Genomic DNA, 22,610 nt, shown 5'->3' with positions numbered 1-22,610 from the left:
AAACACTTATCAGCCAGAATTTAAAAATAACCAGAGAGACCCAAGCTCAAGCAGATTGATATTTTTTTATTAAGTGAGGGCTAGAACACTATACGCAGCCAGACTCATCACCACGACTATGAGGGGACTAAGTGGCTTAAATAGATTGAAGCTATAAAGTAAATTGGAAAAAATCCCGATCATTAAACTCAATGTAGCGCCCATATTACAAAGAATGATTTTATGCCCTAAGGGTTTAAACTGCGTCCACAATAGCCAGGCCTGATTCCAGACACTGCCTGACTCCAAACTAAGCTCTTCCGCAAGGATCAGTATTTGCTGCGGCATGGCTTTATCCGTCATGTGAACCATGACAGCCAATAGACCGGCAAGAAACAGTCCGATAATCGAGTCTGTCAGATCCTGAAAATCCTGCTGCCTATTAATAAGAGGATAAATAATTTTAAATACGAATAGAACAACGCTCAGCCCCACAAAAAACTTGAGAAAAAACATAATCTGATCAAAATAGACCAAGTAAAACATCACGATCACTAACATCAGTGCAAAAAGCCCAATCAGGAGCACAAAAGTATGCGAAGTTGAATCGTCTGATGACTGACCTTGCCCGCCCCCCTGATTGATCGTTTGGTTAAAATTATTATTATTGCCATTCACCACACCAATATTGGTATTATTTTTCATCACTCACCTCTAAAAAACTTGATCTTTGATTTACTTTTACTAAGCGCTAGAGCGAATAAATATAATAATTATTTTTTAGGGCCTGATTTTCACATTCATATTAAAACATTTACAAGGTGTGATTGAAAATCTTAAACCCTATCAAGCTCGGGTTATATTAATCGGATATTGGTCGTCAATCTGAAATTGCATATCCACTCATTACCCCCTGAGCATTAAAATAGATCGCAATTGAAGCCCGTTGTTCGCTAGAAACATTCGCGTTCTGCCGACCAAGCTTTGCCGGGCTATTCTGGCGAGCCTGGGTCAGGGTCACTGTTTCAGGACTAGGCTGGTCCGCATAATAGCTCCAGATCTCAGTGTTATCAGGGTAAAAGGTTTTATCTCGTGTAGTTCCATACAGCGCAATGACATCCGTTTTCGTGGTTTTGCTCTTGATCAGATGCGTTTCAGTAAACACTTTCTCAAATCTTTGACTGGGTTTAGGACTACTTGAATTTAAGAAGGATGAACACCCCGAAAGCAACATGATGATAAAGATAAACAGAATTTGATTTTCACCCATACCTAAACAGCTTTTAGCAATATAAAAACTTCTATTATATGAGATGACAAAAAGTTTATTTTCCAATAAAAAATTAAAACACTTTCAATTTAGATTTGATATTATAAAATCTATTAACCACCAATCAAAAACAAGCATTAATATTTATTCGCCCAAATAAGTTTATTGAACATTCTAGAAGATGATCACCTTTAATTAGATCGGGGTTGAATAGAAACCGACATAGCGATTCCTTTGTTTTTAGTAATTGATTAATATAAAAAATATGTTCAGGTACATTTAGAATAAAAAGAATTATTACAGATTTTTCTGGTATTGGATAAAACCGGCGTTTACAGCAATATTGTCATAAAGCCTTTTCGCTTGTTCATTACTTTCATGTGTTAACCAATAGACACGTGAACATTGTCTTTCAGCGGCTGTTTCATACACAGCTTCAATTAATTTACGGCCCAGACCTTTTGTTCGTGCCTCTTGCTCAACAAATAAGTCCTGCAAATAGCAATAGTCCCCTATCGTCCATGTACTCCGGTGAAATATAAAATGCACAAAACCAATCAACTTCTCTTGCTTTTCAATAACAAGACAATACATCGTTTCATCTGGATCAAGTAAACGAGAAAATGTTTGTTCTGTAATTCGTGAATCGATCTCAATTTTATAAAAAGCCTGATACGCTTGCCATAATGACATCCAGTTTTGTTGATCGTGCTGGCAGAGTTGTCTGATTTGCATTTAATACTTTCTATTGGTTATTCTATTCTTTCAAAGAGTAAAACGATCCTGACCAGAAGACAGGGCCAATCGGCTTTTTTTCACCAGAACCAATTCATTGACCTTATTTTTGATCAAAATGTGACACAATTCTCTAAACTATAAATGAGAGTTTTTCCACCGATTTACACAAAACAAATACATAAAATAATTAAAAGCCACTTGATCAGTACACTTTGAAACATTTGCTAACCAAAACACTGTCTAATTTAAAGTAAAATTCATGAACTAACTCCTCTAACGTCAGTCTCAAGGTCACCCCTTTACTGATGTACCTTTATTGCGTCTGTATCATCATTTAAATTCTTTCTCTCTATATGGCTTGTCATATAGAGCGTCATTTAATTTTTAAGGTAAATTGAATGAAAAAATTTTGGAAATATTTATTAGTACTGCTCGTGGTACTAATTATTATTGCAATTGCCTTTCTTTTTAGACCAGTTGCGTCTAAGGCAATTAAAACTGCAAATGACGAGCCGACTGTCGATGTTGTACTCATCGGCGGCGGGATCATGAGTGCCACTTTAGGTACTTACCTCAACGAATTACAACCAGACTGGAACATCCGCATGTATGAACGTCTTGATGCTGTTGCACAAGAAAGTTCAAACGGTTTCAACAATGCGGGTACAGGTCACTCTGGCTTTATGGAAATGAACTATACCGAAGAAAAAGACGGTAAAATGGACATTTCTAAAGCCATCAACGTGGCAAGCCAGTTCGAAATTGCAAAACAGTTCTGGGCTTACCAAGTAAAACAAGGTGTGCTTGAAGCGCCAAATACATTCATCAACCCAGTACCGCATATTGCGTTTGTCTGGGGCGACAATGTGAACTTCATGGAAAAGCGTTATGCTGCCATGGTTCAGCATCCATTATTCGCTGGCATGAAATTAAGTGAAGACAAGGCTGAAATTCAACAATGGGCTCCATTGGTGATGGACGGTCGTGATCCTCAACAAAAAGTGGCTGCAACACGTATGGACGTGGGTTCTGACGTGAACTACGGTGCAATCACCAAACAGTTGATTAACAACCTCGAAAAAAGTCCAAACTTTAAGCTCAGCACTTCAACTGAAGTGACGGGTATTAGCAAGAATGACGACAACACCTGGTCAGTTGCTTTCAAAGACCTGAAATCTGGTAAGGCAAGCCATGTGAAAACACGCTTTGTCTTCATTGGTGCGGGCGGTGCTGCAATTAAACTCTTGCAAATGACCGGTCTTCCGGAAGCGCAACAATATGCAGGCTTCCCTGTGGGCGGTGAATTCCTTGTCACAGACAACCCAGCGATTACTGCAAAACACACTGCCAAAGTCTATGGCCGTGCTGATCTGGGTGCGCCTCCAATGTCTGTTCCTCATATTGATACCCGTTATATCGACGGTAAAAAATATGTCCTGTTTGGCCCATTCGCAACCTATTCAAACAAGTTCCTGAAAAATGGTTCACAGCTTGATTTGCTTGCATCGACCAACAAAAACAACGTGATGCCGATGGCTGCGATTGGCTTGCAAAATGCTGACCTGGTACAGTACCTGATTAGTCAGGTAATGATGTCGGATGAAGATCGTTTCAACGAGTTGAAAAAATACTATCCTGAAGCAGATCCGAAAGACTGGCACTTACAGCAAGGTGGCCAACGCGTTCAGATCATCAAGAAAGAGCCGGGTAAACCAGCTAAGTTGCAATTCGGTACAGAAATCTTTGCTTCTAAAGATAAATCTGTAACTGCATTACTTGGTGCTTCACCGGGTGCATCTACATCACCTTACATCATGCTCAACCTGCTTGAAAAAGCCTTCCCTGAGCAAACCAAAGGTGTATGGAATGACAAGTTGCACGAGATTGTCCGTTCTTATGGTCAAGACCTTGCCAATGATCCTGCCTTGCTTGATCAAATCCGTCATTATTCAAGCTCAACACTTGGCTTGAACTATACGACACCAGCCAATATGGTTCCTGCGAAAAAAGCGGTAAAAGCTGAAGCTGTTGCTCAGTAATTCCGTGTAGGAACATATTAAAAGGGAGGAGTTTCGGCTCTTCCCTTTTTTGTTTTATTTTCTCTTTGTTTCTTCAATCTATGTCTTCTGCTGTAAGCCCATCTGCTTTTGCTGCATTTGCCTGTCGTGACTTCAAGTTATTGACGATGAATCAATGCTGCCTAACCTTTGCGGTGCTGATTCAGGAAGTGCTGATCGCCTTTCATCTGTATCAGATCACCAAGAATCCACTGCTGCTGGGGCTGGTCGGAATCATGGATTTTTTACCTTTTCTGGTGCTGTCCTTATGGGGCGGTTATATCGCTGACCGTTTTAATCGCCAGCGTATTTTGCAAATTAGCTTTAGTCTCGCCATTCCCCTTTCCCTAACCCTGTGGCTGTGTTTCGACCTGTTTCAGGCTGGACAAATCACTACGCCTGCCTTACTGATTTCAAGCTTTAGCATTTTATTTTTATTTGGCTGCATTCGCGGTATTTATAGCCCGTGCTTTAACTCGTTACGACCTTTTGTCGTGCCTGAACATCTTTATACCAATGCCGCGACATGGACCAGCATGTGCTGGCAGGCCAGCGGTATCCTCGCCCCTGTAACCGGCGGCTTTTTACTGGCCCATTTCAATCTGGACATTACCTTTGCGGTCATCGCCGGATTATTTACGACTGGTAGTCTCGTGCTATGGCGCTTACAAAAACGACAATTTCCACAACTACAGAGCGAATCGATTTCCCAAAGCCTGCGACAGGCGCTGCAATTTATTTTTAAAACTAAAATTATTTTCTGGGCCATGTTCCTCGATCTTGGCTCGGTGTTTTTTGGTGGCATCATTGCTCTGCTTCCCATTTTTGCACAGGATGTATTGCATATCGGCGCCGATGGTTTCGGTCTATTGCGCGCTGCACCAGCGTTTGGTGGACTGATCATGATGGTCGTTCTGGTACGTTATCCCCCGAAACACAGGCCTTGGCAGATCATGCTGCTGGCGGTTGCGGGATTCGGTTGTTGCACATTGTTATTCGCTGTTACCAGACACCTCTATTTTTCTGTCGCAGTTCTCATTATTATGGGGGCTTGTGACAGTATCAACATTGTCATCCGTCAAACCATACTGCAACTTATTCCCCCCAAGGACATGCTTGGACGTATTGCGGCCATTAATGGCATCTTTGTCACGTCTAGTAATGAGCTAGGCGCCCTGCAGTCCAGTGTGATGACACGCTTTTTCAGCGTGGTGCCAGCAATGTTGATCGGCGGTACACTTTCTTTGCTCTGCGTGGCTTTAACCCGAAGCAGAAGCAGAGAGTTATTTAATTTTCGTTTTTAGATTCTTTTATATTGCTGTTTTAGAAAAATCAATGTAAGTCATATGAAACACACGTTGCCCGCGTCCTCTGGCGCATCCAGGTTCATTATTGTTTCCATTTTTGTATGGCTGGTACTGTTGTGCCTGCAATCCGTCTATATCGTGATTATTGGCGGTAGCGCTTATCTGTTCTGGACCTCTTTTGGCTTACTGATCTTAAATGTACTCAGCCTTCATCCAACCACTTTAAAAAACCGGATGGCCACGGCGCTGACCGCAATCCTATTGATTTATCTAGTGCTAAACTCCCTGTTTTGTACTTATCTGATTGTCGCTTTCTATTGTATTTTCCACTTATATTCCGATGAGTATAAGAATAAACGCCTGATCAAACTGGCAGGTTTATTCCTGATCATGATTATTTTTGCGCTCTATCAAAGCCAGTCGCTGCATGAGTTAAAACAAAAATATGCGCCTTATGAAACCGGTGAAACCTGGCAACAACACGGCGCTTTATAATCGCCATTCCATAAAAAAACCTCACATGACGTGAGGTTTTTTTATTGCTGACACTAATCTTGCGAATCAGGATACAACGGACGGTTGCCGGGACTAATGCGGTTGATATGCAGGAAAGTCATATGACGTTCATACTTATCCAGAATGTCATTAATCACCTGTTCTTTGGTGTAACCCACCAGATCATTGTCCTGTGAACCTTCATACAGGAAGGTCTCTAAACGGTAGTAATGTTGCTTGCCACGTTTGCCCCGCTCACTGAAGGTCGGCGCGATATAACGCACAGGCCAGATCTGATACACGAAGTTATGCTCTTCTTCGATGTAAATGGTGAGATCAAGATGATACAAGCTATCGCTCTCTTCCACCTCACCCTGAGTCACTTCAACACTCATGCCACGCTTGACCAGTTCATCTGCCACAGTCTGCACCGCAGGTTTACACACACTGTCGAGCATGCGCTGGGTCTCGCTACTGCCGGGATGGTGCATCACACGCGACAAACGCTGTTTCCAGTTCAGAATATCCACGTTACCCACTACAGGTGCGGCATTCAGGCTGCGACTGGCTTTACGATAATCCTCTAAGCGCAAAGACTTATACAGACCCGCCATCACCAGCAACATGACAAAACTAAACGGCAAGCCCATGATGACCGTGGCACTTTGCAAGGCGGTAATGCCGTTTGCCATCAGCATGGCAACCGTCAACAAGCCAATCGCAGTGGCCCAGAATATCCGTAACCAGCGCGGCGCGTCATTATCGACATTGGAGAATTTGGTGGTGAAATTACCAAGCACCAAAGCGCCAGAATCCGCTGAAGTCACATAGAATAGCAAACCTGTAATGGTGGCAATGCCCGCAATAAAGGCAAAGCCTGGATATTGCGCCAGCAAGTCATAGAAGCCATGTGCCGGATCGGTCAATACCGTTTGTGCCAGTGCGGTATTGCCATCAAAGATCACGCTATGTAAGGCACTATTCCCAAAAATAGATAACCAGGTAATGGTGAACAATAGTGGAATAATCAAGGTGCCGCAGACAAATTCACGGATGGTACGACCACGCGAAATTCGCGCAAGGAACAGCCCCACAAATGGAGACCACGCCACCCACCATGCCCAGAAGAATAGAGTCCAGCTATTCATCCAGTCTTTTGGACGGTCAAAGGCAAAGCTTTCCAGTGCCAGACTCGGGAATCGGCTAATATAATCGCCAAAGTTTTGTACCAGCGCATTGAGCAGGAACTCGGTATTGCCAAGAAACAGTACAAACAGCATCAGGCCAATGGCAGCATAAATATTGATTTCAGATAAAATCTTGATGCCTTTATTGACCCCAGCTGTCACTGAAATAATGGTCACAATCACGGCGACCGCAATCAGGGCAATCTGAATCCACAGGTTCTCTGGTAAGCCAAACAGTACATGTAGACCATAATTGATCTGTACCACCGCAATACCACAGGTGGTCGCAATACCGAAGATGGTCCCAATCACGGCAGCGGTATCGACGGTATGACCAATCGGACCATCAATTTTATTGCCGAAAATCGGATACAAGGCTGAACGGATGGTCAATGGCAGGTTGTAGCGGTAACTAAAGTAACCTAACGCCATCCCGACCAGCGCATACATGCCCCAACCGGTTAAACCATAGTGGAATAGCGTCCATACCATGCCCTGACGCGCCGCCTCAAAGGTCTGGCCTTCGCCCACAGGCGGATTCATATAATGGGAGAGCGGCTCTGCAACCGAGAAGAACATCAAGTCTGTCCCGATCCCTGCCGCAAACAGCATGGCAGACCAGCTCAGTAGACTGAACTCAGGTTTGGAATGCTTTGGGCCAAGCTTGATATCCCCATAACGGGAACAGGCAATAAACACCACAAAGACCAGATAAAGTGTCGCTGCTAACAGGTAGTACCAGCTAAATTTATCACTAACCCAGGCCAGCACCACATTCAGCATGTGGTTGGCAAAGTCATTAAAAAAAATCGTAACAAGTGCAAATGTTAAAATAAGTAGAGCTGAAACATAAAAGACCACACGATTCAAATGATCTTTATTCGCTAATGTAGAATCATCAACCGCTCTTGGATTATCTGTTGCCATACAATCCTCAGGGAGTTAGAGAACAAAAAGAAAATATTCATCCTCGTCTTTCCACTGCATCTTCAATGCAAAGACGGGACTGAATAAAAAATGAAAAATAAAAGTCATTACCCAAATTACAATGTTTCTGATTTTTCAGTTGCAAAATGTGATGGTGGCTTTACTGGCGCTATTGCTTGCGGTGGTTGAGGGCGAAAAGCATCCTGCTTCAGGGCTTTGGCTAACCCAAACATGTACAGCAAAATAATAACGGAAAATGGCAAACCACAGAGTACCACTGCGCTTTGCATGGAGTGAAAACTCCCTGCCAAAAGCAAGCCAATACTGACGATGGTAATCACCACAGACCAGAAAACTCTTAACCAAACTGGTGAATCACTTTCATTGCTACCCCCTTTCGAGGACAGATTTGCGATCATGAGTGTACCAGAACCCACCGGGGTCAAAAACAAGACGAAACAAATCACCACAACAATGCCAGCAATATAGGGGTTGAACGGTAAATATTCGAGAAGCTTGAATAGCGATAAAGCGGCATCGGTCAACACCATATCGCCGAGTGCTTGCTGCTTCTGGTTTAAAATCAGGTCAATCGCGGTATTGCCGAAAATCGAGATCCAGGCCAGCGTAAAACCTAGCGGTACCAGACACACGCCCAGCACCACTTCACGAATGGTACGGCCTTTAGAAATACGCGCGATAAACATGCCGACAAATGGCGCCCAAGCAATCCACCATGCCCAGTAAAACACTGTCCACGCACCTTGCCATTCACTTGCCTTGCTGTTGTAGAGATACATATCAAAACTTTTGACAATGAAATGATCGAGGTAATCACCGGTGTTCTGCACCAGACCATTGAGTAAATGATTGGTTGGGCCTGTCAGGAATACAAATAAAAGTAAGGCATACAGTAAACGCAAATTGATACGTGACAGCCACGCCAGACCTTTTTCAATGCCGACCACGGTAGTAATGGTTGCTACAAACATCATCAATAACACCACCGCAATCAGCGTTGTATTATTATTAGGAATGTCGGGGAGCAGATAATGCAGCCCTGATACCAGCACCAAGGCGCCAATACCCAGATTGGTGACAAGGGAAATAACGGTCGCCAATATGCCGAAACCATCGACAAAATCACCGACCAGACCATAAATACGCTCACCAAAAATCGGATACAGCGCAGAACGTAATGCCAGCGGCAAATCTAAGCGGAAGGCAAAATAACCCAGCGTCACACCGAGCAAGGCATATAGCACCCAGCCATGAATCCCCCAGTGCAGGAAACTATACATCATGGCATCGCGTGCCGCCTGTACTGTACCGCCGGTCCCTTCAGGGGGGCGCAAGAAGTGATCCACCGGTTCAGCCACGCCGTAATAGAGTAAGGCAATCCCGATTCCGGCTGAAAACAGCATCGAAACCCAGGCCAAGTAACCGAACTCGGGTTTGTCGTCATCGCGCCCTAATGGAATCTGTCCGACGCGCGAAAATGCTAGCCAAGCCACAAAACCGAGACATAGAATAATGACCAGCATGTAATACCAGCCAAATAGCTGGTTAGCCTGTCCTTGGACATAAGTCAGCCAGAACTGGCTTTGCTCAGGAAACAACACAAACAACAGGCCAAAAATGCCAATACTGATTGCAGAGCTCCAAAAAACAAACAAATTTAAACGTATCGGTTCGGATGCGGATCCATCATTACTTTTTGACACCATATTCTTGCTCCTTGCAATTGGTGTACTTTCTTAAAAAATAACAAGATAAGTTCTGTTGAGCCCTTATCTGCTTATCCATAAGAAGCCTTCATTTATTACTTTAGTTCTATTCTTGCCTAGCAAAAATTCATTGATTTTTACAGATTATACTTTTTATTGATTGAACGTTCAATCAATAAAAAGTATGATAAAAAAATGTTATGATGCTCTACATTGAGAAATGTTGAATAAAAAGCACCTTGGCAGGGCTTTAAATGGATAAGCATGACAAAGCGTAGAGTAAAACCGGAACATGTGCGACGTGAAGAAATCATTAACGCCGCATTTTATGTAATTTCTGAAGTGGGGTTATCCAATACCACCATTGCACAGATTGCAAAAAAGGCCGAGCTATCAACCGGTATTGTGAGTCACTATTTTGGTGACAAACAGGGATTAATTAATACCTGTATGCAGGAAATGCTCAACGTTTTGCGTCAGAAAACTGACCAATATAAAGCGGAAGCAGATGCGCATCCAGAAAGTCAGATCAAGGCGATTATTGATTCCAACTTTGATATCAGTCAGGTCAACAAACAAGCCATGCGGGTCTGGTTAGATTTCTGGTCTGCCAGTATGCACCTTCCCGAACTTGGACGTTTACAACGAATTAATGATCAACGCCTGTATTCCAACCTGAAACATTATTTCCTCATGTTGGTCGATGATAAACAGCAGGCAAGCATTGCCGCCCGCGGATTGGCGGCTTTGATTGACGGATTATGGTTACGTGGCAGTTTAAGCAGTCATGATGAGTTTGACAGTCAGCTGGCCCGTTCCATTGCTTACGATTATGTAAAAACGCAATTGCAATTTGCGAACAAGCCTTTGCAGGAGAAACAGAATGAGTGATGCACAAGTTCATCAATTGTATATCCACGGACGTTATGTCGCAGCGACTAGTGGTAAAACATTTACCAGTATTAACCCTGCCAACGGTGAAGTGATCGCAACACTTCAACAAGCCTCACAACAAGACATTGAAGCGGCTGTTCAAAGCGCACAACAAGGCCAGAAAATCTGGGCTGCCATGACGGCAATGGAGCGTTCCCGTATCCTGCGTCGTGCAGTTGATATCTTACGTGAACGTAATGATGAGCTTGCCCAGCTCGAAACCCTCGATACCGGTAAAGCCTACAGCGAAACATCGACTGTCGATATCGTAACCGGTGCCGATGTACTTGAATACTATGCAGGCCTTGCAACCGCCATTCAAGGCGAACAGGTTCCCCTGCGTGAATCAAGCTTCTTCTATACCCGTCGTGAACCCCTCGGTGTCGTGGCTGGTATCGGTGCCTGGAACTATCCAATTCAAATCGCAATGTGGAAATCTGCTCCTGCCCTGGCTGCAGGAAATGCCATGATTTTCAAACCAAGCGAAACCACACCACTGACTGCATTCAAACTTGCTGAAATCTATACTGAAGCGGGCGTGCCGGACGGCGTATTTAACGTGGTGCAAGGTGCGGGTCGTGACATCGGCCAATGGCTGACTGAACATCCGGTGATTGAAAAAATCTCGTTCACGGGCGGCGTCGAAACCGGCAAGAAAGTCATGGCAAGTGCTGCGGGTTCAACGTTGAAAGAAGTGACCATGGAGCTTGGCGGTAAATCTCCGCTGGTTATTTGTGAGGATGCCAATCTTGACCGCGCTGCGGATATTGCAGTGATGGCGAACTTCTTTAGTTCGGGTCAGGTGTGTACCAACGGCACGCGCGTATTTGTACCAAAAGCCATGCTGGCTGATTTTGAAGCAGCGATTGTGGAACGAGTCAAACGTATCCGTATCGGTGATCCAATGGCTGAACAAACCAATTTTGGTCCACTCACCAGCTTCCCGCATATGGAAAAAGTGTTGTCATTCATCGAGTCTGGCAAACAGCAAGGTGCGAAAGTGCTGATCGGTGGTGGCCGTGCTACTGAAGGCGATCTGGCCAAAGGCGCCTATGTATTACCAACCGTTTTCAGTGATTGCCGAGATGACATGGCGATTGTGCAGGAAGAAATCTTTGGCCCAGTGATGAGCATTCTTAGCTATGACACCGAGGAAGAAGTGATTCGCCGTGCCAATGCCACAGATTTCGGTCTGGCAGCAGGTGTGGTGACTCAGGACATTACCAAGGCACATCGCATTATTCACCAGCTTGAAGCCGGCATCTGCTGGATCAATACCTGGGGTGAATCTCCTGCGGAAATGCCGGTCGGTGGCTATAAGCAATCAGGCGTAGGCCGTGAAAATGGCTTAACCACATTGGGCCATTATACCCGTATCAAATCGATTCAAGTTGAGTTAGGTGAGTATCAAAGCATTTTCTAATGCGCTCACCCTTCCCCCTCAAGATTAATCCTATGTGCCCTGCCATCAGCTGATGGCACTGGCACTCTCCAGAATACAAAAGGGATAACGATGAATACTCAAGCATACGATTACATTATCATTGGCGCAGGATCTGCCGGAAATGTGCTCGCAACACGTCTGACTGAAGATAAAGATGTGTCTGTTTTATTGTTGGAAGCTGGTGGCCCAGACTACCGTTTAGATTTCCGTACTCAAATGCCAGCTGCGTTGGCCTTCCCATTACAAGGCCGTCGCTATAACTGGGCCTATGAAACCGATCCTGAACCACACATGAACAATCGCCGTATGGAATGTGGTCGTGGTAAAGGTTTAGGTGGTTCCTCCCTGATTAACGGAATGTGCTACATCCGTGGTAATGCCATGGATCTGGACCAGTGGGCAACCATGAAAGGTCTGGAAGACTGGACCTATGCAGACTGTTTACCCTATTACAGAAAAGCTGAAACCCGTGACATTGGTGCCAATGATTATCACGGCGGTGATGGCCCTGTGTCAGTGGCAACGCCTAAAAATGGCAATAACGAGCTGTTCCATGCCATGGTTGAAGCTGGCGTACAGGCGGGTTACCCACGTACCGATGACTTAAATGGCTATCAACAGGAAGGTTTCGGCCCAATGGACCGTACCGTGACCCCAAATGGCCGTCGTTCAAGTACTGCACGTGGTTATCTGGATATGGCCAAAGGTCGTCCAAACCTGACCATCGTCACGCATGCCACCACCAACCGCATTCTGTTTAATCAAAAGCAGGCAGTAGGCGTGGAATATATTATTGGTGCAGATCAAGCCAATATGAAACAGGCACAGGCCAAACGTGAAGTGTTGCTGTGTGCCGGTGCAATTGCCTCACCACAAATCCTGCAACGTTCAGGCGTGGGTGAAAGCACCTTCCTGAAATCAATGGACATTGATGTGGTCCATGATTTACCGGGTGTTGGTGAAAACCTGCAAGACCATCTGGAAATGTATTTACAATACCAATGTAAGAAGCCGGTTTCACTCTACCCAGCCCTGCAATGGTATAACCAGCCTATGATTGGTGCCGAATGGTTATTCAACGGTACCGGCGTTGGCGCGAGCAACCAGTTTGAAGCGGGTGGTTTTATCCGTAGTTCGGAAGAATTTGACTGGCCGAATATCCAGTACCACTTCTTGCCTGTGGCGATTAACTACAATGGTAGTAATGCGGTGAAAGAACACGGCTTCCAGGCGCATGTTGGTTCAATGCGTTCACCTTCGCGTGGTCGGGTCAAATTGAAATCAAAAGATCCGTTTGAGCATCCAAGTATCCTGTTCAACTATATGTCAACCGAACAGGACTGGCGCGAGTTCCGTGATGCGATCCGTATCACCCGTGAAATCATGGCGCAACCTGCGCTTGATCCATATCGCGGTGAAGAAATCAGCCCGGGCAAACATATCCAGACCGATGCCGAGCTGGATGAGTTCGTGCGTACCCATGCCGAAACCGCGTTCCATCCATCATGTAGCTGTAAAATGGGTGAAGATGATATGGCAGTGGTCGATGGTCAAGGTCGCGTTCACGGCGTACAAGGCTTACGTGTGGTCGATGCATCCATCATGCCATTGATCATTACCGGTAACCTGAATGCCACCACCATCATGATCGCAGAAAAAATTGCCGATCAGATCCGGGGCAAAAAACTGCCGCGTTCAGAAGCGGGTTATTACAAAGCGGGTACAACCCCGGCACGCCAAGCGCCGTTACGTCCAATACAATAAAAAGGAAATTCCTCTAGGGAATACCCGGGGCTTCGGCTTCGGGTTTCACTTCATTCAGGGAGAAATGATGAAAAAAACGTTGTTTGTAATTGCACCCTTGGCTTTTTATTTTCAAAGCACCCACGCCACTGAACCCACCTCACCTTACTCTGCCAATCTCACCGCTGCCAGCCAATACGTCTCACGTGGTTTCCAGCAAACCTGGGGCAAAGCTGCCTTGCAAGGGGGGCTGGACTACAACCATGACAGCGGTTTTTATGCAGGTACCTGGGCATCGACCGTAAGCGATCATTTTATTCGAGATGCATCAGTTGAGTGGGATGTGTACACGGGGTATAGCCGTACCATCGGGGATTTTACCGTCGGCACTAAAGTCGCCTATTACTATTATCCAGGCGCAAAAACCACGGCTGACACAGGCAACACCCGCTTTGACTATGGAGAAATCATTCCTGAAATCAGTTACGGGCCGCTCAGCGTAAAATATGCGATTACCTATACACAGGACTATTTTGGCAATAACTCAGATACCTTAGGCATCGGCAATAATAAGCACTCACGTGGCTCAGGTTATCTGGATGTAAACTGGTATCAGCCCATTACTCAAGGCTGGTCAGTGAATGCCCATTACGGCAATCAGCGTATAAAAAACTTTTCGGCAGCCAACTTTCAGGATGCCAGTTTTGCAGTGAACAAAGAATTACCCTATAACCTTTCCGGCAGCCTGATCTATAGCAAAGCCTGGGATAAAGACGGTTTTTATCAGCAATATAGCAATGGCAATCCCAATGCCAAGGTCTCGAATCCGATTGATTCCACCGTAACATTCTCACTGACCAAAACCTTTTAATCAGGCAGTATCAATCAAAGCTCAATCAAAAAGCCGCTCCATTGACAGCGGCTTTTCTCATTTCTACGGTTAAGACTTGATCAATTCAATGCCTGAACCCGCCCGTTTTGGATCGATCAGGATCTTGGCATGTTGCTCTGGATCACGTAAGGCTTCAAAGGCGTGACTCACCCCTTCCAGTCCTACGACACCAGTGATCAACGGTGAACAATCAACCTTACCTTCCGCAATCATATGCAGGGTGTCACGGAATTCCAGCGGGGTATAGCCCAGCACATACTGGATTTCCAGTTCCTTATTAATCGCCAATGCAGGTTCAATCTTGTCGCTTTGCATGCACACCCCCACGCCGATAATCCGTGAGAACAGCGGTGCACCCTCCAGAATCTGCTGCATGATCCCAGCCACACCCACGCATTCAAATATCACCGGACGTTTCGGTAATACGCCGAGTTTATCGCCAACGCGCATGGCATTGACCCAAGGTAGTGAGTAAGTCTGAACCTTGTCAAAAATCCCCATGCCCATATTAATCGCTTCTGAAACATTGCCTAATAAGCCAAGCTCTTTCCAGTTACTAAATGGCGATTGCTGTTGAGGATCAATCAAGATATCCGCACCACATTGCTCAGCCAGACGACGGCGGTTCGGCGAGAAGTCACTGGCAACCACGGTTTTAACACCTGCCGCCTTGAGCATAAGAATTACCCCCAGACCAACAGGGCCACAACCGATCACAATGGCAGGCTCATTTTTCTTGATCCGGCTGCGACGTACCGCATGTAAGGCAACAGCCATCGGCTCGGTCAAGGCAGCACGATCCGCGTCCAGACCATTTGGTACGGCAAACATCAAGCTGGATTGCACCAGTACCTGCTCGGCATATCCCCCTGAAGCACTCGGTGACAGCCCAGTCGGCATATAACCTTGCGGATCGACATTTAATAAAGGCATGGCACAAACCAGCGTATCTGCTTTCAGTTTACGTCGTGTTTTTGGGCCGTAGTCTAAAACTTTGCCACAGAACTCATGACCAAACACCAGTTTATCCGAGGACTTTGCTACTCCATTAAAACCGACACGCGCAGCCAGATCATGCATGTGATCACAGTGATGCTGCATGTGTAAATCTGAACCACAAATCCCGCAACGGACCACTTCAAGTAAGACTTGTCCCTTTGCAGGAACCAATTGAAGACTGTCTTCCAGTTTTAACTCAGCGTTATGACAAATCAGAGATTTCATCGGATGCTTTCCTTTTTTGTTTTATTCACCTTGTTTACCTTGAGCACTTTGACCTGTTGCAATGCCAAGCAAACAATACACAACTCAATCCTGACAAGGATAATTGTCAAAAACCATGACCTAAATATCAATATATCGCAGCAACAAAGTCAGCCCCCTCGTGATCGCGAATGCATTAAAAAAAGTTTAAAAATTATTCTCATTTAACTTCAAATAGATGCATCGATATTTTTAAACAATGTGTCTGTTTTGATTAAAACGATCAAATTTAAGCCTTGCATTTAATAGTGTCATTATGCCAATATATATTTACTGGCTTTAAGCCACTATAAAAGAGAAGCTCAACATGACGATTCAACTTATGACAGCTCAAGCCAATGTTCCCATCGAGTTTTTGCAGTTTTCAGGTGGTGAACGTCATATTCAACTACAACCTGAGTTATTAAACCAATTAACAGCTGACACTCAGATCAAAGCATCTCTACAGAACAGTGCAGATGTGATGGATTATCTATTACTGGAAAATGTGTTACTTGAACAAGGCACTCACCTTTCCGTAGAAATCCCTTATTTTCCCTATGCACGTCAAGATCGTATCTGTGCACAAGGTCAGGCCTTTTCACTGGATTTAATGACCAAGTTATTGAATAGCAATAGTGAAAAATTTGCAGGACAGCGTCAGAAAATTGTGGTGTGGGATTGCCATAGCCCAGTGACCCTTGAGCTGTTACGCAAAAATACCTGTTTTCAAGAAGTGATCAATATCGAGCCCATCGAGATCATCCAGCAAAGCCCAGCATTGATGCAGATTTTAAGCGCTGACAATACGGTATTGATCTGCCCTGATGCAGGCGCAGCACAACGCACCCAAGCCATTGCCAACGGCATCAACCCGCAACGCCAACACGCCATTGAAGTGATTCACTGTGAAAAGAAACGCGACCCAAGTACGGGGAAAATTAGCACAACTGCGGTGGATAGCCCTGATTTGACAGGGAAAACAGCCGTGATTACCGATGACATTTGTGACGGTGGTGCCACTTTTATCGGGATTGCCAAGCAACTCCGCAGCCTAAACTGCCAAAACATTATTTTGTATGTCACCCATGGCATTTTTAGCAAAGGTCTGGCGGTCTTTGATGGCTTGGTTGATCAAGTCTTTACCAGCAATAGCCTGCCACAAGCAGAAGCAAGCAAACTCAACATCATCAATTTTCAAAATTAAGATTTAAAGCACGAGGCCAATAAAAATGAGTATTAAAATTAACCCGCTCAATGCAATTGATTTCTATAAAGCAGATCACCGTCGTCAGTATCCAGTGGGAACTGAATACGTTTATGCCAACTTTACTCCGCGTTCATCACGTCTAGCCAAAATGCTGCCTGATTTTGATGACAAGATTGTATTTTTTGGTCTACAGGGCTTTATCAAGCACTTTCTGATTGAAACCTGGAACGAAGGCTTCTTCAATCAACCTAAAGCCAAAGTGGTGGCAGCCTATCAACGCCGTATGGACAATGCATTAGGTGAAGGCGCAGTGCCGGTCGAGCACATCGAAACCTTGCACGATCTCGGTTATTTACCATTAAAAATTAAAGCCTTGCCAGAAGGTAGCCGGGTCAATATCAAAGTGCCGCTATTGACCATTATCAACACCGACCCGAATTTCTTCTGGTTAACCAATTATATTGAAACCGTGCTCAGTGCTGAATTATGGAAAAGCTGTACCACGGCCAGCATTTCCTATGAATACAAACGCTTGTTGACCCAATATGCAGAAAAGACGGGCGCACCTTTAGACTTTGTTCCGGTTCAAGGCCATGATTTTAGTAGCCGTGGCATGAGTGGGATCTATGATGCAGCCCAGTCAGGCGTCGGTCACTTGACCAGTTTTATCGGTACAGACTCGGTCGCTTCGATTGACTATGCCGAAGAATACTACAATGCCACAGGTATCGTAGGCGTTTCTGTGCCTGCCACAGAACACAGTGTGATGTGCATGGGCAGTGAAGAAAGTGAAATCGAGACCTTTAGACGTCTGATCTGCGAGCTCTATCCTGCCGGTGTGGTCAGTATCGTATCTGATACCTGGGATTTCTGGCGTGTCATCACTGAATTTAGCGTGGCATTAAAAACAGAGATTTTAAAACGCCAACCGAATGCGCTCGGACTTGCCAAAGTGGTGTTCCGTCCAGACTCAGGTGATCCTGTGAAAATTATCTGCGGTGATCCTGAGGCAGAGCGAGACAGTCCTGCTTATAAAGGTGCAGTGCAATGTCTATGGGAAATTTTTGGCGGTACCGAAACAGCGCAAGGCTATAAAGTCCTTAACGAGCGTGTCGGTTTGATCTATGGTGACTCGATTACCCTGGAGCGTGCCCAAAATATCCTAAAAGGTTTGCAAGCCAAAGGCTTTGCTTCCAATAATCTGGTGTTTGGCATCGGTAGCTATACCTATAACTATCTGACCCGCGATAGCTTTGGTTTTGCCGTCAAGGCCACTTGGGGGCAGGTCAACGGTGTTGGGCGTGAACTGTTCAAAGACCCGGTAACCGACTCAGGGGTTAAAAAATCAGCCAAGGGTTTATTACGGGTTGAACAGACCGAGAATGGTTTTGAGTTATTTGATCAGCAAAGCGTTGAACAGGAGAATATGGGCGCACTGCAACCGGTATTTGAAAATGGCCAATTGTTAAGAGAATGCTCGCTTGATCAGATTCGGGAAAGATTAATGTGAAAAATCTCTTTCAATGCAGCCATATTGCTACATCAAGATTGATGACACATCTATCTGTCAAACAGGCATCTGTTAGCTTTTGAAAAAAGGAGAATAGAGTGCCAAGCCAATAAAAAATCTTGCGCAGTTTAACTCGCTACTCACGGGCTGACGGTACCTGCCTGTTACCGCAGCCCAACAGGGAGATAACCTACCAGTGGCACTTTCGAGTTTTACATCTTAACTTACAGCTTGATACCTACATCACAGAAGCAAACATCTCACGCCATCTAAAATCATTTATACTCAATCTCAGATCAAATGCCCGAGATGTTTAAACCGTGACCCACGCTTCCGAACAAGAATACCTTGCCCACTATCAAAAAACAGACTATGACACCCCGCTGTTTACGGTCGATATGGCAATTTTTTCTGTAGCAAAAGGTCAGTTACAGGTGTTAATGATCCAGCGCTCCAACTTCCCTGAAAAAGGCAAATGGGCCCTTCCCGGCGGCTTTGTCGATTTAAAAACCGATCCGGATTTAATGGCAACAGCGCATCGTAAACTACTAGAAAAAACAGGCATTCAATCGCCTTATCTGGAACAGGTTGAAACCATTGGCAATCAACATCGTGATCCACGCGGCTGGTCCATCACTGCTTTATATTTCGCTCTGATTGATTTTGAAAAATTTGCAATTCAAGCCACCGGCACTGCAGAACACAGTCAATGGCTTTCAATCGATCAGGCATTACAGCTGGATTTGGCCTTTGATCACAAACAGTTACTGCAGCTGGCATTTGAGCGTCTTTGCAATAAAACCCGATATACCACGTTGCCGGTCAGCTTGATGCCAGAAGTATTTACCTTGACCGAATTACAGAACATTTATGAAATTATTTTAGGGCATAGCTTAGAAAAAAAATCCTTTAGACGGCGCATGCAAGAGGCTGGTGCAGTTGAAGAGACGGGCCAGCAAAAAATTGTCGGCAAGCGACCTGCACAACTGTTTCGCTATGCACTCGAGCATTATCACTTTACGTTTCCACGGATGCTGGAAACACCACGCAACCCAACTGAACATGAAAAGAGCTAAGGCAAAACCTTAGCTCTAAACACTTATTTCCAGCTCTGGCGGATCATGTCTACCGCTTTCTCTGCAATCATGATCGTAGGCGCATTGGTATTGCCATTGACCACAGTTGGCATAATGGAGGCATCAATTACACGTAGTCCTTCAACGCCATACACTTTAAGCTCTGGATCAACTACAGCCATCTCATCCACACCCATTTTACAACTGCCGACCGGATGATAAACCGTATCGACACGCTGGCGTAAAACCTCGCGGATTTCGTCATCGGTTTTTACATTGGCCGTGAACATATCTTCTTTGATTTTGTCTTGTAAAGCAGGCGCCTGCATCAACTTTTGCGTGACTTTATAACCATCGACCAAATCCTGAAGATCCTGTTCATCCTCAAGGAATTTAAAGTCGATCAGCAATGGATCATCGACATGCTTACCGCTGAGTTTGACTGAACCGCGCGCCCGTGGATTTAACAAACAGACGTGACAGGAAATCCCGTGCCCCATATGCATGGTTCGGGCATGGTTATCCACCACGGCGATCACAAAGTGTAATTGCAGGTTCGGTTTATCCAACTCAGGACGGCTTTTTAAGAAACCACCACACTCGGCATAGTTGGTGGTGAGCAGACCACGACGCTCTTTACGGTACAGTCCAATCTGCTTAAACAGATCCAGGCTGCCCCCCATTGAAACCCCAAAGGTGCCATCCATCAGCTTGGTTTTATAGGCAAAGATAAAATCAGGATGGTCATGTAGGTTTTCACCCACTCCCGCAAGCTCTTTCACCACTGGAATGCCGTGCTTTTCCAGCTCCTGACGTGGACCAATACCAGAAAGCATCAAGATATGCGGTGACTGGAAGGCTCCCGCAGATAACAACACTTCCTTGTTGGCTTTAATGACTGTACTCTGACCTTTATGCTTATACTCAACGCCCACTGCTCGACCATTTTCAATCACAATGCGTGAAACTTTAGCTTGGGTGATCACATGCAGATTCGGTCGTTTTCCAATATACGGGAATAAATAGCCACGTGCTGCACTCCAGCGCTCGCCTTTTTTCTGGGTGACCTGATAAACACCTAAACCTTCTTGTTCCGCACCATTGAAATCATCATTCAGCGGATAGCCGACCTGCTTTGCCGCCTCAATAAAAGTTTTCTGATAAGGGTTATCTGAATATAACTCACTGACATTTAAGGGGCCATGCTGACCATGATATTCATTATGGATACGCTCGTTATGCTCTGATTTCTTGAAATATGGCAGTACGTCTTCATATGACCAACCCGTATTGCCTAATGCAGCCCAGTGATCATAGTCACTACGATGTCCACGGATATACACCATGGCATTGACCGCAGAACTTCCACCCAAACATTTACCACGCGGTTGATAACCTCGACGACCATTCAGGCCCTTTTGAGGAATGGTTTCAAATGCCCAGTTATTAATTTTAGTGGGAATACTGATGACAGCAGCAGCAGGTGTATTCACCAGCCAGCTATTCCCCTCTCCACCCGCCTCTAATAAACATACCGAAATATTCGGGTTCTCTGTTAATCGTCCAGCCAGCACCGAACCTGCTGAACCACCACCTATAATTACAAAATCAAAAGCTATTTGTGTCATCTCAATACTCTGTTTTTTCTTTTTAAAAAGCGGCAATAGTATGCCAAATCCGGCATTTCAATACTGTTATCGTTGTATAAACAAGTTAATACATAAAATGCACGTTAACTGGATATGCCTAGAATCACAATAATTTATTTAAAAAAACCTTAAAAGAATTTATCTATTTTTCTCAAGAATGATTTAGCTTTATTATTAAACATTCTAGAATATGTTAATAATAAAACGAATTCGAGTTGATACTTTATGAAAATCAATCAATTAATATACCTTATCCCTTGTATACTTATAACCCAGATTGTATTCGCCAACCCAGCCCCCAAAGAATTCTTTAATCACTATATCGCATTAGGAGAACATTTTGATCCTGCGCTTGGGGACTTATATGCTGATTCTGCAAAAATATATACCTACCGGAAATATCCGCATGGTCTAGAAAGAAGCATAGAGCTTACCGGTTTACAGTGGAAAATGTTGATTAATAAACTCATGCCAATTGCCAAAGCTGGCGATGATCATAGCAAGTTTTCAAATATAGAAATCATACCTCTAGCTAAAAAATATAAAATTAAGGCAGATCGTTATTCAACAAAAAAGTGCTATACCGATACAGGTTACTATATGACGATTGAACCGAATGAAAATGGAGCATTTGAAATAATTGAGGAATATATGGAAACACAACCCAATTCAAATTGTTAATTATAGATAAGATTATTTAAAAATAGCTTTCGCTCTGAATATGACTAAGACCACACTCCTCACTTTAAAGCAAAGGAAGTTGGAGTGGAAATAAAAAAATAGACGTAAAAAAACCGCTAAATTAGCGGCATTTTATCTCATCTTTAAGATGATGGTCGGAGCAGTAGGATTCGAACCTACGACCCCCTGGTCCCAAACCAGGTGCACTACCAGGCTGTGCTATGCTCCGAGTGTGGGGTGAATGATGGGGCTCGAACCCACGACAACCGGAATCACAATCCGGGGCTCTACCAACTGAGCTACATCCACCACAATATTGGTCCTATGTACCAAGCGACCAAATGGCGCGCCTGACAGGATTCGAACCTGTGACCATCCGCTTAGAAGGCGGATGCTCTATCCAACTGAGCTACAGGCGCATAACGATGATAATAATATCAAGCGATACTTCGCCGATCTTAAACTAATGTTTTACAACATTATTTTAAATGGTCGGAGCAGTAGGATTCGAACCTACGACCCCCTGGTCCCAAACCAGGTGCA

The 22,610-nt window shown here is 44.6% G+C and carries 18 protein-coding genes and 4 tRNA genes (1 of these 22 cut by a window edge); 11 read left to right on the top strand and 11 right to left on the bottom strand.

Going from position 1 to position 22,610, the window contains the following annotated elements:
- Positions 1–69: 69 nt before the first annotated feature.
- The 3 genes from ACNQO6_RS13765 to ACNQO6_RS13755 form a co-directional block, all read right to left on the bottom strand.
- Positions 70–684, bottom strand: coding sequence for a hypothetical protein (locus tag ACNQO6_RS13765; protein WP_440209329.1), 615 nt, complete (start codon positions 682–684; stop codon positions 70–72).
- A 175-nt stretch (positions 685–859) separates the two neighbouring features.
- Positions 860–1,249, bottom strand: a complete 390-nt coding sequence (locus ACNQO6_RS13760; RefSeq protein ID WP_440209328.1) for a hypothetical protein — start codon at positions 1,247–1,249, stop codon at positions 860–862.
- Positions 1,250–1,546: 297 nt separating this feature from the next.
- Positions 1,547–1,984, bottom strand: a complete 438-nt coding sequence (locus ACNQO6_RS13755; RefSeq protein ID WP_440209327.1) for an N-acetyltransferase family protein — start codon at positions 1,982–1,984, stop codon at positions 1,547–1,549.
- A 401-nt stretch (positions 1,985–2,385) separates the two neighbouring features.
- On the opposite strand from ACNQO6_RS13755, the gene mqo reads away from it, so the two are divergent.
- The 3 genes from mqo to ACNQO6_RS13740 all read left to right on the top strand — a co-directional run bounded on the left by mqo (position 2,386) and on the right by ACNQO6_RS13740 (position 5,846).
- Positions 2,386–4,026 (top strand): malate dehydrogenase (quinone), encoded by a 1,641-nt coding sequence (gene mqo, locus ACNQO6_RS13750; RefSeq protein ID WP_343579732.1) that lies wholly within the window; start codon positions 2,386–2,388, stop codon positions 4,024–4,026.
- 80 nt (positions 4,027–4,106) lie between these two features.
- A complete protein-coding gene (locus ACNQO6_RS13745) occupies positions 4,107–5,348 on the top strand; it encodes an MFS transporter (RefSeq protein WP_440209326.1) in 1,242 nt (413 codons plus the stop codon).
- A gap of 42 nt (positions 5,349–5,390) precedes the next feature.
- Positions 5,391–5,846 carry a hypothetical protein gene (locus ACNQO6_RS13740; RefSeq protein WP_343579734.1) on the top strand — a complete coding sequence of 152 codons (456 nt, stop codon included), beginning with the start codon at positions 5,391–5,393 and terminating at the stop codon, positions 5,844–5,846.
- 53 nt (positions 5,847–5,899) lie between these two features.
- On the opposite strand, the gene ACNQO6_RS13735 is transcribed toward ACNQO6_RS13740, so the two are convergent.
- Positions 5,900–7,960, bottom strand: a complete 2,061-nt coding sequence (locus ACNQO6_RS13735; RefSeq protein WP_343579735.1) for a choline transporter — start codon at positions 7,958–7,960, stop codon at positions 5,900–5,902.
- A gap of 116 nt (positions 7,961–8,076) precedes the next feature.
- Positions 8,077–9,687, bottom strand: coding sequence for a BCCT family transporter (locus ACNQO6_RS13730; RefSeq protein ID WP_440209325.1), 1,611 nt, complete (start codon positions 9,685–9,687; stop codon positions 8,077–8,079).
- A gap of 264 nt (positions 9,688–9,951) precedes the next feature.
- Between ACNQO6_RS13730 and betI the strand changes: the two genes are divergently transcribed.
- The 4 genes from betI to ACNQO6_RS13710 all read left to right on the top strand — a co-directional run bounded on the left by betI (position 9,952) and on the right by ACNQO6_RS13710 (position 14,678).
- The gene (betI, locus tag ACNQO6_RS13725; RefSeq protein WP_199949642.1) at positions 9,952–10,578 is read left to right on the top strand and encodes a transcriptional regulator BetI; all 627 of its coding nucleotides are present in this window, start codon (positions 9,952–9,954) and stop codon (positions 10,576–10,578) included.
- The gene (betB, locus tag ACNQO6_RS13720; protein ID WP_032868102.1) at positions 10,571–12,043 is read left to right on the top strand and encodes a betaine-aldehyde dehydrogenase; all 1,473 of its coding nucleotides are present in this window, start codon (positions 10,571–10,573) and stop codon (positions 12,041–12,043) included. The genes betI and betB overlap by 8 nt, the downstream gene beginning before the upstream one ends.
- Positions 12,044–12,133: 90 nt before the next feature.
- On the top strand, positions 12,134–13,828 hold the full coding sequence (gene betA / locus ACNQO6_RS13715) for a choline dehydrogenase (RefSeq protein ID WP_440209324.1): 1,695 nt from the start codon (positions 12,134–12,136) through the stop codon (positions 13,826–13,828).
- A 67-nt stretch (positions 13,829–13,895) separates the two neighbouring features.
- Complete coding sequence (locus tag ACNQO6_RS13710; protein WP_009512450.1) at positions 13,896–14,678, top strand: TorF family putative porin; 783 nt, start codon at positions 13,896–13,898, stop codon at positions 14,676–14,678.
- Between the two features lie 69 nt (positions 14,679–14,747).
- On the opposite strand, the gene ACNQO6_RS13705 is transcribed toward ACNQO6_RS13710, so the two are convergent.
- Complete coding sequence (locus ACNQO6_RS13705; protein ID WP_396514458.1) at positions 14,748–15,923, bottom strand: zinc-binding dehydrogenase; 1,176 nt, start codon at positions 15,921–15,923, stop codon at positions 14,748–14,750.
- 346 nt (positions 15,924–16,269) lie between these two features.
- On the opposite strand from ACNQO6_RS13705, the gene ACNQO6_RS13700 reads away from it, so the two are divergent.
- From ACNQO6_RS13700 to ntrR, 3 genes are all read left to right on the top strand, one after another.
- Entirely contained in the window at positions 16,270–17,148 is an 879-nt protein-coding gene (locus tag ACNQO6_RS13700) for a phosphoribosyltransferase family protein (protein WP_440209323.1), read from the top strand.
- Positions 17,149–17,173: 25 nt separating this feature from the next.
- Positions 17,174–18,661, top strand: coding sequence for a nicotinate phosphoribosyltransferase (locus ACNQO6_RS13695; protein WP_440209322.1), 1,488 nt, complete (start codon positions 17,174–17,176; stop codon positions 18,659–18,661).
- 320 nt (positions 18,662–18,981) lie between these two features.
- Positions 18,982–19,737, top strand: coding sequence for an ADPR responsive transcriptional repressor NtrR (gene ntrR, locus ACNQO6_RS13690; protein ID WP_440209321.1), 756 nt, complete (start codon positions 18,982–18,984; stop codon positions 19,735–19,737).
- A gap of 23 nt (positions 19,738–19,760) precedes the next feature.
- On the opposite strand, the gene ACNQO6_RS13685 is transcribed toward ntrR, so the two are convergent.
- Entirely contained in the window at positions 19,761–21,365 is a 1,605-nt protein-coding gene (locus ACNQO6_RS13685; RefSeq protein ID WP_440209320.1) for a GMC family oxidoreductase, read from the bottom strand.
- A gap of 246 nt (positions 21,366–21,611) precedes the next feature.
- Here ACNQO6_RS13685 and ACNQO6_RS13680 point away from each other — a divergent pair, with 246 nt between their 5' ends.
- Positions 21,612–22,067, top strand: a complete 456-nt coding sequence (locus ACNQO6_RS13680; RefSeq protein WP_440209319.1) for a hypothetical protein — start codon at positions 21,612–21,614, stop codon at positions 22,065–22,067.
- 152 nt (positions 22,068–22,219) lie between these two features.
- Here the strand turns inward: ACNQO6_RS13680 and ACNQO6_RS13675 are convergent.
- The 4 genes from ACNQO6_RS13675 to ACNQO6_RS13660 form a co-directional block, all read right to left on the bottom strand.
- A tRNA-Pro gene (locus tag ACNQO6_RS13675) sits at positions 22,220–22,296 on the bottom strand.
- A 4-nt stretch (positions 22,297–22,300) separates the two neighbouring features.
- A tRNA-His gene (locus ACNQO6_RS13670) sits at positions 22,301–22,376 on the bottom strand.
- Between the two features lie 33 nt (positions 22,377–22,409).
- Positions 22,410–22,486: transfer RNA gene (locus tag ACNQO6_RS13665), tRNA-Arg, on the bottom strand.
- 70 nt (positions 22,487–22,556) lie between these two features.
- A tRNA-Pro gene (locus tag ACNQO6_RS13660) sits at positions 22,557–22,610 on the bottom strand (it continues 123 nt past the right edge of the window).

The sequence above is a fragment of the Acinetobacter calcoaceticus genome, from assembly GCF_051947995.1.
Lineage (GTDB): Bacteria > Pseudomonadota > Gammaproteobacteria > Pseudomonadales > Moraxellaceae > Acinetobacter.
The sequence above is the reverse complement of the archived record's forward strand: the minus strand, read 5'-3'. Positions and strand labels throughout refer to the sequence as shown.

Coding starts and splice junctions, on each gene's coding strand:
- betB (WP_032868102.1), top strand. CDS start 10,571: ATGAGTGATGCACAAGTTCATCAATTGTATATCCACGGACGTTATGTC.
- ACNQO6_RS13700 (WP_440209323.1), top strand. CDS start 16,270: ATGACGATTCAACTTATGACAGCTCAAGCCAATGTTCCCATCGAGTTT.
- ACNQO6_RS13710 (WP_009512450.1), top strand. CDS start 13,896: ATGAAAAAAACGTTGTTTGTAATTGCACCCTTGGCTTTTTATTTTCAA.
- ACNQO6_RS13765 (WP_440209329.1), bottom strand. CDS start 684: ATGAAAAATAATACCAATATTGGTGTGGTGAATGGCAATAATAATAAT.
- ACNQO6_RS13745 (WP_440209326.1), top strand. CDS start 4,107: ATGTCTTCTGCTGTAAGCCCATCTGCTTTTGCTGCATTTGCCTGTCGT.
- ACNQO6_RS13735 (WP_343579735.1), bottom strand. CDS start 7,960: ATGGCAACAGATAATCCAAGAGCGGTTGATGATTCTACATTAGCGAAT.
- ACNQO6_RS13760 (WP_440209328.1), bottom strand. CDS start 1,249: ATGGGTGAAAATCAAATTCTGTTTATCTTTATCATCATGTTGCTTTCG.
- ACNQO6_RS13695 (WP_440209322.1), top strand. CDS start 17,174: ATGAGTATTAAAATTAACCCGCTCAATGCAATTGATTTCTATAAAGCA.
- ACNQO6_RS13740 (WP_343579734.1), top strand. CDS start 5,391: ATGAAACACACGTTGCCCGCGTCCTCTGGCGCATCCAGGTTCATTATT.
- ACNQO6_RS13755 (WP_440209327.1), bottom strand. CDS start 1,984: ATGCAAATCAGACAACTCTGCCAGCACGATCAACAAAACTGGATGTCA.
- ACNQO6_RS13680 (WP_440209319.1), top strand. CDS start 21,612: ATGAAAATCAATCAATTAATATACCTTATCCCTTGTATACTTATAACC.
- mqo (WP_343579732.1), top strand. CDS start 2,386: ATGAAAAAATTTTGGAAATATTTATTAGTACTGCTCGTGGTACTAATT.
- ACNQO6_RS13685 (WP_440209320.1), bottom strand. CDS start 21,365: ATGACACAAATAGCTTTTGATTTTGTAATTATAGGTGGTGGTTCAGCA.
- betI (WP_199949642.1), top strand. CDS start 9,952: ATGACAAAGCGTAGAGTAAAACCGGAACATGTGCGACGTGAAGAAATC.
- ACNQO6_RS13705 (WP_396514458.1), bottom strand. CDS start 15,923: ATGAAATCTCTGATTTGTCATAACGCTGAGTTAAAACTGGAAGACAGT.
- ACNQO6_RS13730 (WP_440209325.1), bottom strand. CDS start 9,687: ATGGTGTCAAAAAGTAATGATGGATCCGCATCCGAACCGATACGTTTA.
- betA (WP_440209324.1), top strand. CDS start 12,134: ATGAATACTCAAGCATACGATTACATTATCATTGGCGCAGGATCTGCC.